The organism is Nocardioides sp. NPDC057772, assembly GCF_042798075.1.
In the GTDB taxonomy this organism is placed as follows: domain Bacteria; phylum Actinomycetota; class Actinomycetes; order Propionibacteriales; family Nocardioidaceae; genus Nocardioides.
Map to the genome: position 1 here is coordinate 1 of NZ_JBHVKN010000211.1, position 8,692 is coordinate 8,692.

Consider the following 8,692-nt stretch of genomic DNA (forward strand, 5'->3'; position numbering starts at 1 on the left):
CGCCGCGAGCGTCCTTCGCCCGGCTGACCAAGGAGCGACGCGACAGCGTGACCCGTGCGGCGCAGACCTTCGGCTGGCCGGTGGTCACCGGCAAGGCCGCCGCGCAGCGTCCGGTGCGCTGGGAGGTGCTGGGGCCCGACGTACGTGCCGAGCGGTGCGATCTGGTCGTCGACGGCACCTGCGACGGCATCCTGGTCGAGTACTGGCACGGCAAGGCGTCCCCGGGGAAGGGCCCCTGGCGCCCGGCGCGCTGGGTGGTGGTGCGGGTCCCCGCGCACCTGCCCAAGACGGCCGCGATGATCGGGCTCTCGCCGGGCTCCGGCAACACCGGCACCGGCCGGGTGCCGACCCCGGTCTTCTTCCCGCCCGAGTTCCGTGCCAAGACCAACGTGACCACGCCCGACGGGGCGGTCATCGCGGCCGACGAGGAGCACGCGCGGTCGCTGTCCCGGTTCGCCAGCCACGTCGTCGACGAGCGGCTGTGGGTGGTGGCCCGCGAGGATGCGATCACCGTCACCTCCGACGTCGAGCCCGACGTGGAGGAGCTGCTCCGCCGCGTACGTCTGGCGCGTGATGTCGCCGCGGTCCTCCGGCCGATCCCGGAGCTCGCCTGAGGCGTTCGGAAATCGCTTGACCTCAAGTCAACTTGAGCGTGTTGACTCGAGGCATGCGAGCGATCAGACAGCACGAGTTCGGCGGTCCGGAGGTCCTACGCCTCGAGGAGGTGCCCGACCCGACACCGGGTCCGGGCCAGGTACGCATCAGGGTGGAGGCCTCCGGCGTCCACCGTCTCGACACATCGATCAGAGCGGGCGACCTGCCACCGACGATGCCACGACCGGAGCTCCCGATGACTCCGGGTCGCGAGGTCGCAGGCGTGGTCGACGAGATCGGCGAGGGCGTCGACGAGGCCTGGCGGGGCGCGCAGGTCGTCGCCCACCTCGGTCCGGGAAGCAGCGGCGGCTATGCCGAGCTCGCGGTCGCCGACGAGACGCAGCTCTACCGTCGTCCCGACGGCCTCGACTCAACGACGGCCGTCGCCGCGATCGGCACCGGACGCACCTCGGCGGCGGTGCTCGAGGCCGCCCAGATCACGCCCGACGACGTCGTGGTGGTCACCTCCGCGGCCGGCGGAATGGGCGCGATCCTGCTCCAGGGCATCCGCAACGCGGGCGCCCGTGCGATCGGGCTCGCGGGTTCGGCTGCCAAGCTCGAGATCGCGCGCGGCTTCGGCGCGCAGACGGCGATCGACTACCGCACGGACGGATGGCTGGAGAGGCTTCGCGCAGAGGCGCCTCGCATCACCGTCCTTCTCGACGGGGTCGGGGGTGACGTAGCCAGGCAGGTCTATGCCCACCTCGACAGCGACGGGCGGATGGTCCGGTTCTCCGGCGACCGGGACGGCTACGAGGGCGGCGCGAAGATCATCGACATCCTCGGTCCGTGGGTCCAGGGGCGGATCAAGGAGTTCGAGCAGGCGTCGCTCGAGGCCGCCGCGGACGGCACCCGCAAGCCGTACGTCGGCTCCGCCTTCCCGCTGGCCGAGGCCGCCGAGGCCCATCGCTCCCTCGAGGCGCGCGAGACCACCGGCAAGGTCGTGCTCCTGACCTGACCGGACCAACCCCGGATCCGGGTGCGGAGTGTCCGCGCCTAGAGCGGAAGTCGGCCCCGGGAGCCTGTCCCGGATACCCTTGGGCGCGTGAGCAGCAACAAGACGACCTCGCACGCCGTCGAGCCCCTGGGCGTCGCCGTCCTCGGCTGCGGTGTGGTGGGGTCCCAGGTGGTCCGACTCCTGCTCGAGGGCGATGCCGATCTCGCCGCCAGAGTGGGGGCGCCGCTGGAGATCAGGGGCGTGGCCGTACGCCGCCTCGACGCTCCTCGCGACGTCGAGGTGCCCGCCGAGCTGCTGACGACGGACGCCCAGGGCCTGGTCGCCCGCGACGACGTCGACGTCGTCGTCGAGGTGATCGGCGGCATCGAGCCTGCCCGTGGTCTCATCCTCAAGGCGCTGGAGAGCGGCGCCAGCGTCGTCACCGCCAACAAGGCGCTCTTGGCCGAGGACGGCCCGACGCTCTACGAGGCCGCCGAGAAGGCCGGCACCGACCTCTACTACGAGGCGGCGGTCGCCGGCGCGATCCCGATCCTCCGCCCGCTGCGCGACTCCCTCGTCGGTGACCACGTCACCAAGGTGATGGGCATCGTCAACGGCACCACCAACTACATCCTCGACAAGATGGACACCTACGGTGCCGGCTTCGAGGAGGCGCTCGCCGAGGCCCAGGAGCTGGGCTACGCCGAGGCCGACCCGACCGCCGACGTCGAGGGCTTCGACGCGGCCGCCAAGGCCGCGATCCTGGCGAGCCTCGCGTTCCACACCCGGGTGACCGCCAGCGACGTCTACCGCGAGGGCATCACCGAGGTGACCGCCGGCGACGTCGCCTCCGCCAAGGCGATGGGCAGCGTCGTCAAGCTGCTCGCGATCGCCGAGCTCGACGGCGACGACGTCTCCGCGCGGGTCCACCCGGTGATGATCCCGCGCACCCACGCGCTGGCGACCGTACGCGGCGCCTACAACGCCGTCTTCGTCGAGTCCGCCTCCGCGGGCGACCTGATGTTCTACGGCCAGGGCGCGGGCGGCGAGCCCACCGCGAGCGCCGTCCTCGGCGACCTGGTCACGGTCGCCCGCAACAAGGCGCTCGGTGCCCGTGGCTTCGGCGAGTCCGCCTACGCCGCCCGCGCGGTGCGCCCGATGGGCGAGACCGTCACCCGCTACCACGTCAGCCTCGACGTGGCCGACAAGGCCGGCGTGCTCGCCGCCGTCGCGACCGCCTTCTCCGAGCACGGTGTCTCGATCAAGGCGGTCCGCCAGGAAGGCAGGGGAGAGGACGCGCAGCTCGTCGTCGTCTCCCACGAGGCCCCCGATGCCGCGCTCGCGGCGACCGTGCAGCACCTGCGCGAGATGGAGTACGTCCGCGACGTCGCCTCGGTGATGCGCGTAGAAGGAGCAGTCTGATGACCACAAGCCAATGGCGCGGCGTGATCGAGGAGTATCGGACCCTCCTCGACATCCCCCAGGACACCCCGGCGGTGACGCTCGGCGAGGGTGGCACCCCGCTGGTCCACTCCGAGTGGCTCTCCGGCGCCACCAAGGGTGAGGTGTGGCTGAAGGTCGAGGGCCAGAACCCGACCGGCTCGTTCAAGGACCGCGGCATGACCGCGGCGATCTCCGTCGCGGTCCACGAGGGTGCCAAGGCCGTGGTCTGCGCCTCGACCGGCAACACCTCCGCGTCGATGGCCGCCTACGCCGCCAAGGCCGGGATCACCCCGGTCGTGCTCGTCCCCAACGGCAAGATCAGCGCCGCCAAGATGGCCCAGGCGCTGGTCCACGGCGCCGAGGTGGTGAAGGTACGCGGCAACTTCGACGACTGCCTCAAGCTCTCCCGCGCGCTCGCCGACAGCTACCCGGTCGCGCTGGTCAACTCCGTCAACCCGGTCCGCCTCGAGGGCCAGAAGACGGCGGCCTTCGAGGTCGTCGACCGCCTCGGCGACGCCCCCGACTACCACCTGATGCCGATCGGCAACGCCGGCAACCTCTCCGCCTACTGGCTCGGCTACGAGCAGTACGCGGCGGCCGGCCACGCCACCAAGACCCCGGTCATGCGCGCCTTCCAGGCCGAGGGCGCGGCCCCGCTCGTGCTCGGCCACCCGGTCGAGCACCCGGAGACCAGGGCCACCGCGATCCGCATCGGCAACCCGGCCTCGTGGCAGCTCGCCGAGGCCGCCGCGGCCAAGTCCGGCGGGCGCTTCCGCGCTCTCTCCGACGAGCAGATCCTCTCCGCCCAGGCCCAGCTCGCCCGCAACGACGGCGTCTTCGTCGAGCCCGCCTCGGCGGCCGGTGTCGCCGGGCTCCTCGCCGACCTCGAGCTCGGGGAGACGTACGCCGGGGCCACCACGGTCATCACCGTCACCGGCCACGGTCTCAAGGACACCGCCACCGCGCTGGAGTACTTCGGCGAGATCCCCGAGGTCGTCATCGACGCCAACCTCGAGGCCGCGGCGGCCGCAGCAGGGCTCGCGTAGCACCGATGACGTTCGTAGAAGGCCCGGTGACCGTCACCGTCCCGGCGACCTCCGCCAACCTCGGCCCCGGCTACGACTCCCTCGGGCTGGCGCTCGACCTGCGTGACGAGCTCACCGGCGAAGTGGTCGCGACAAGCTCGACCACCGGGGAACCGACCTTGGAGGTCACCGTCGAGGGTGCGGGCGAGGGCGCGGTCCCGCTCGACGAGTCCCACCTCGTCGTACGCTCCATGCGGGCCGCCTTCGAGATCATCGGCAAGCAGCCGGCCGGTCTGCGGCTGCACTGCCGCAACCGGATCCCGCACGCCCGCGGCCTCGGCTCGTCCTCGGCCGCCATCATCGGCGGGCTCGTGCTCGCTCGCGCGCTGGTCGCCGGCGGCGAGCTGATCCTCGACGACGAGACGCTCTTCCAGACGGCCGCGGAGATCGAGGGCCACCCCGACAACGTGGCGCCCGCCTTCCACGGCGGCTTCACCATCGCCGGTGAAGACGACGGGTTCTTCGCGGTCCGCACCGCCGTCGACCCACGGGTCAGCGTCGTCGTCTTCGTCCCGGCGACCGGCGTGGAGACCAAGGCCGCCCGTGGACTCCTGCCAGAGACCGTCCCGCACTCCGACGCGGCGGCCGACGCGGGACGTACGGCGCTCCTGGTCGCGGCGCTGAGCGACGCGCCCGAGCATCTGCACCGTGCCACCCGCGACTTCCTCCACCAGGAATACCGCCGGCCCGCCATGCCGGAGTCGCTCGCGCTGGTCGACGAGCTGCGCGCCGACGGCGTCGCGGCCATCGTCTCCGGCGCCGGGCCGACGGTCCTGGCGTTCAGCAACGGCGTCGAGTCGGCCGAGACGACCAAGCTCGCCGCGCGCTGTCCGGAAGGCTGGGCCTGCCACGCGCTGGGCATCGACCTAGACGGCGTACGCATCCTCTGACCGGGCCTTCCGGGCCCCTCCTGTGATGGGTGCCATGCGTGTTAGCCTGGACATACATCCGTCGGGCCGTTCAGGTCTACGGGTGTGCCATCCCCCTTTCGTGCCGTGCCACTTCGTTTGGCGCGCATCGGCGCGTCAGGGGTTCTGACAAGACGAGCCGTCGGCGTCGTACGCCGATCGGCGATACGTGGGAAAGGACTCACGTGACTGAGACCATGGAATCCACTGCGCCGGAGCCGAACGCAGCCCCGAAGAAGCGCGGTGGCCTTGGCGGAATGCTCCTCGCCGACCTCAAGGCGATGGCGAACGGCATGGGCATCAGCGGGGCCAACTCGATGAAGAAGGCCCAGTTGATCGACGCGATCAAGGCTGCCCAGAGCAGCCGCGCGCAGTCGGCGCCCGCGCCGGCGGAGAAGGCCGACAAGCCTGCCGCTGAGAAGACTGCGGAGAAGCCCGCAGACAAGCCGGCCGAGAAGGCCGAGAAGCCGGCGGAGAAGTCCGCCGAGGCTGCTGACGCCGGCAGCGAGGGTGCCCAGCGCCCGCGCCGCCAGCGCAACCAGAACAAGAGCGGCGGCCAGACCCGGGGCGGCCAGGGCGGCCAGAACCAGGGTGGTCAGGGCGGTCAGGGTGGTCAGGGCGGCCAGCCCACCGCCGGTGGCCAGAGCAAGGGCCCGGCCAAGGCCGGCCAGCCCGCCGCCGAGAAGAAGAACGAGGACGCTCCGAAGGAGAAGCCGGCCGAGTCGGCCGACGACGCGGGTGACGACGACCAGGGCGAGGGCGGCAGCCGCCGCAACCGCCGCCGTCGTGGCCGCGACCGTGACCGCAACCGCCCGGGCCGCGGCGAGCCGGACACCACCATCCTCGAGGACGACGTGCTCGTGCCAGCGGCGGGCATCCTGGACGTACTCGACAACTACGCCTTCGTCCGCACCTCCGGCTACCTGCCCGGACCCGACGACGTCTACCTCTCCCTGTCGCTGGTCAAGCGCCTCGGCCTCCGCCGTGGTGACGCGATCGTCGGCCAGGTGCGCCAGCCCCGCGAGGGAGAGCGCAAGGAGAAGTACAACCCGATGGTGCGCATCGACTCCGTCAACGGCGCCGATCCGGAGATCGCCAAGCACCGCGTGGAGTTCGACAAGCTCGCCCCGGTCCACCCCGACCAGCGGCTGCGTCTCGAGGGCGGCACCGACCCGGTGACCGGCCGGGTCATCGACCTGGTCTCGCCGATCGGCAAGGGCCAGCGCGGCCTGATCGCCTCGCCGTCCAAGGCCGGCAAGACCACCGTCCTGCACGCGATCGCCGGAGCGATCACGGCCAACAACCCCGAGTGCCACCTGATGGTCGTGCTCGTCGACGAGCGCCCTGAGGAGGTCACCGACTTCGAGCGCAGCGTCAAGGGCGAGGTCATCGCCTCCACCTTCGACCGGCAGCCCGCCGACCACACCGTGGTCGCCGAGCTGGCCATCGAGCGGGCCAAGCGCCTGGTCGAGCTCGGCCACGACGTGGTCGTCCTCCTCGACGGGCTGACCCGTCTGGGCAAGGCCTACAACCTCTCCGTCCCTGCCTCCGGCCGGATCCTCGGTGGCGGCGTCGACTCGGCGGCGCTCTACCCGACGAAGCGGTTCTTCGGTGCGGCCCGCAACGTCGAGGACGGCGGCTCACTGACCATCCTCGCCACGGCCGCGGTCGAGACCGGCTCGAAGACCGACGAGATCATCTTCGAGGCGTTCAAGGACACCGCCAACTCCGAGCTGCGCCTGAACGAGGACTACGCCGAGGCCGGCATCTTCCCGGCCGTGGACGTCAACGCGTCGGGCACGCGCCGTGACGACCTGCTGTTCGCCGGTGGCGAGGGTGACGCGGTGCGCAAGCTGCGTGCCTCGCTCGCCACGCTCGACGGCGCCAAGGCCGCCTCGGTGCTCGCCGAGAAGGTCGCCGGGTCGCCCACCAACATGGTGCTGCTCAACGAGGTCGCCAAGAACTAGCGAGACGAGCGTTCTGGGGCCGTCGGGAATTATTGGCGGCCCCAGGCGTTCACATACACTGAATCCTCGGTGCCGGTTCACGTCCCGCAACCTGCGGCGGCGACCCGGAACCCCATGTCTTGAGAGGAACCTCATGAAGCCCGACATCCACCCGACGTACGTCGAGACCCAGGTCACCTGCACCTGCGGCAACTCGTTCACCACCCGCAGCACCGTTGCCGAGGGCGCCATCCGCGCCGACGTGTGCTCCAACTGCCACCCGTTCTACACGGGCAAGCAGAAGATCCTCGACACCGGTGGCCGCGTGGCCCGCTTCGAGGCTCGCTTCGGCAAGCGCGGCAAGTAGCTCTCAGCGCGCCGGCTCCCACGTGTCGTGGGGGCCGGCGCGGCGCATTTCACCTAACTTGACGGGCACTTCGTGGACTTGTCGGGTGTTTCAGTGCCCGTCAACTCCAGGAATACCCGGTCGACCGGGTATTCCAGGCAGCACGAAGCGAGGCGGAGATGTCACAGTTTGAAGCAGTCGAAGGGCTGATCGAGGAGCACGACGAGCTGGAGAAGCGGCTCGCCGAGCCCGAGACCCATGCCGACGCGCGCCTGGCGAAGAAGCTCAACCAGAGGTACGCCGAGCTGAGCTCGACCATCGACGCCTACCGTGCCTGGCAGCAGCTCGGTGACGACATCGAGGCCGCCCGCGAGCTGGCGGGGGAGGACCCCGCGTTCGCGGAGGAGGCCGAGGCGCTGGTGCCGCAGCGGGAGGAGGCCGAGGAGCGGCTGCGCCGCCTTCTCGTGCCTCGCGACCCCACCGACGACAAGGACGCGATCCTCGAGGTGAAGTCGGGGGAGGGCGGTGAGGAGTCGGCGCTCTTCGCCGGCGACCTGCTGCGGATGTACACCCGCTACGCCGAGCGTCAGGGCTGGAAGCTCGAGTTCCTCGACGCCACCGAGTCCGACCTCGGCGGCTACAAGTCGGTCACCGTCGCGGTGAAGGCGAAGGGCAACCCCGAGCCCGGCCGCGCCCCCTATGCGCTGCTCAAGTTCGAGGGCGGCGTGCACCGGGTCCAGCGGGTGCCGGTCACCGAGTCGCAGGGCCGGGTGCACACGTCGGCCGCCGGTGTCCTGGTGGTGCCCGAGGCCGAGCCCATCGATGTCGAGATCAACGACAACGACCTCCGCATCGACGTCTACCGCTCCTCGGGCCCCGGTGGTCAGTCGGTCAACACCACCGACTCGGCGGTCCGGATCACCCACATCCCCACCGGCATCGTCGTCTCGATGCAGAACGAGAAGTCCCAGCTGCAGAACAAGGAGCAGGCGATGCGCGTGCTGCGCTCGCGGCTGCTCCAGGCCGCTCAGGACGCCGCTGACGCGGAGGCCTCCGACGCCCGCCGCTCCCAGGTGCGCACTGTCGACCGCTCCGAGCGCATCCGGACGTACAACTATCCGGAGAACCGCATCTCCGACCACCGCACCGGCTACAAGGCCTACAACCTCGACCAGGTCCTCGACGGTGACCTGGAGCCGGTCATCGGCAGCGCCGTGGACGCCGACCTGGCCGCCCGCCTGGCCTCCCTCGAGTCCTAGAACCCTCCGCCATGCACGAAGGTGGCACTCACCAGGTGTCTGCGACCATAGTGGGTGTGGTGCGGAACCCGCGCAGGCGTTGGGCGTCTTGTTGAAGCCGATGTCGAAGCCGGC

The 8,692-nt window shown here is 71.0% G+C and carries 8 protein-coding genes; all 8 read left to right on the forward strand.

The features are described from left to right. Positions 1-614, forward strand: a 614-nt coding sequence (locus ACFVJS_RS23680; protein WP_378885628.1) for a hypothetical protein, incomplete at its 5' end; no start/stop codon positions are given. Positions 615-667: 53 nt separating this feature from the next. Beyond that, the gene (locus ACFVJS_RS23685) at positions 668-1,612 is read left to right on the forward strand and encodes a zinc-binding dehydrogenase (protein ID WP_378885630.1); all 945 of its coding nucleotides are present in this window, start codon (positions 668-670) and stop codon (positions 1,610-1,612) included. 87 nt (positions 1,613-1,699) lie between these two features. Beyond that, on the forward strand, positions 1,700-3,013 hold the full coding sequence (locus ACFVJS_RS23690) for a homoserine dehydrogenase (RefSeq protein ID WP_378885632.1): 1,314 nt from the start codon (positions 1,700-1,702) through the stop codon (positions 3,011-3,013). Beyond that, positions 3,013-4,080: a threonine synthase gene (thrC, locus tag ACFVJS_RS23695; protein WP_378885634.1), complete on the forward strand. Its 1,068-nt coding sequence runs from the start codon at positions 3,013-3,015 to the stop codon at positions 4,078-4,080. Before ACFVJS_RS23690 ends, thrC begins: the two co-directional genes overlap by 1 nt. Positions 4,081-4,085: 5 nt before the next feature. Continuing rightward, positions 4,086-5,009, forward strand: coding sequence for a homoserine kinase (gene thrB / locus ACFVJS_RS23700; protein ID WP_378885636.1), 924 nt, complete (start codon positions 4,086-4,088; stop codon positions 5,007-5,009). A gap of 203 nt (positions 5,010-5,212) precedes the next feature. After that, positions 5,213-6,994 carry a transcription termination factor Rho gene (rho, locus tag ACFVJS_RS23705; protein ID WP_378885638.1) on the forward strand — a complete coding sequence of 594 codons (1,782 nt, stop codon included), beginning with the start codon at positions 5,213-5,215 and terminating at the stop codon, positions 6,992-6,994. Between the two features lie 133 nt (positions 6,995-7,127). Next, positions 7,128-7,340, forward strand: coding sequence for a 50S ribosomal protein L31 (gene rpmE, locus ACFVJS_RS23710; RefSeq protein ID WP_165109850.1), 213 nt, complete (start codon positions 7,128-7,130; stop codon positions 7,338-7,340). A gap of 158 nt (positions 7,341-7,498) precedes the next feature. Next, entirely contained in the window at positions 7,499-8,578 is a 1,080-nt protein-coding gene (gene prfA / locus ACFVJS_RS23715) for a peptide chain release factor 1 (protein ID WP_378885639.1), read from the forward strand. The last annotated feature ends 114 nt before the right edge of the window (positions 8,579-8,692 follow it).

Coding starts and splice junctions, on each gene's coding strand:
- ACFVJS_RS23685 (WP_378885630.1), top strand. CDS start 668: ATGCGAGCGATCAGACAGCACGAGTTCGGCGGTCCGGAGGTCCTACGC.
- thrC (WP_378885634.1), top strand. CDS start 3,013: ATGACCACAAGCCAATGGCGCGGCGTGATCGAGGAGTATCGGACCCTC.
- thrB (WP_378885636.1), top strand. CDS start 4,086: ATGACGTTCGTAGAAGGCCCGGTGACCGTCACCGTCCCGGCGACCTCC.
- rpmE (WP_165109850.1), top strand. CDS start 7,128: ATGAAGCCCGACATCCACCCGACGTACGTCGAGACCCAGGTCACCTGC.
- prfA (WP_378885639.1), top strand. CDS start 7,499: ATGTCACAGTTTGAAGCAGTCGAAGGGCTGATCGAGGAGCACGACGAG.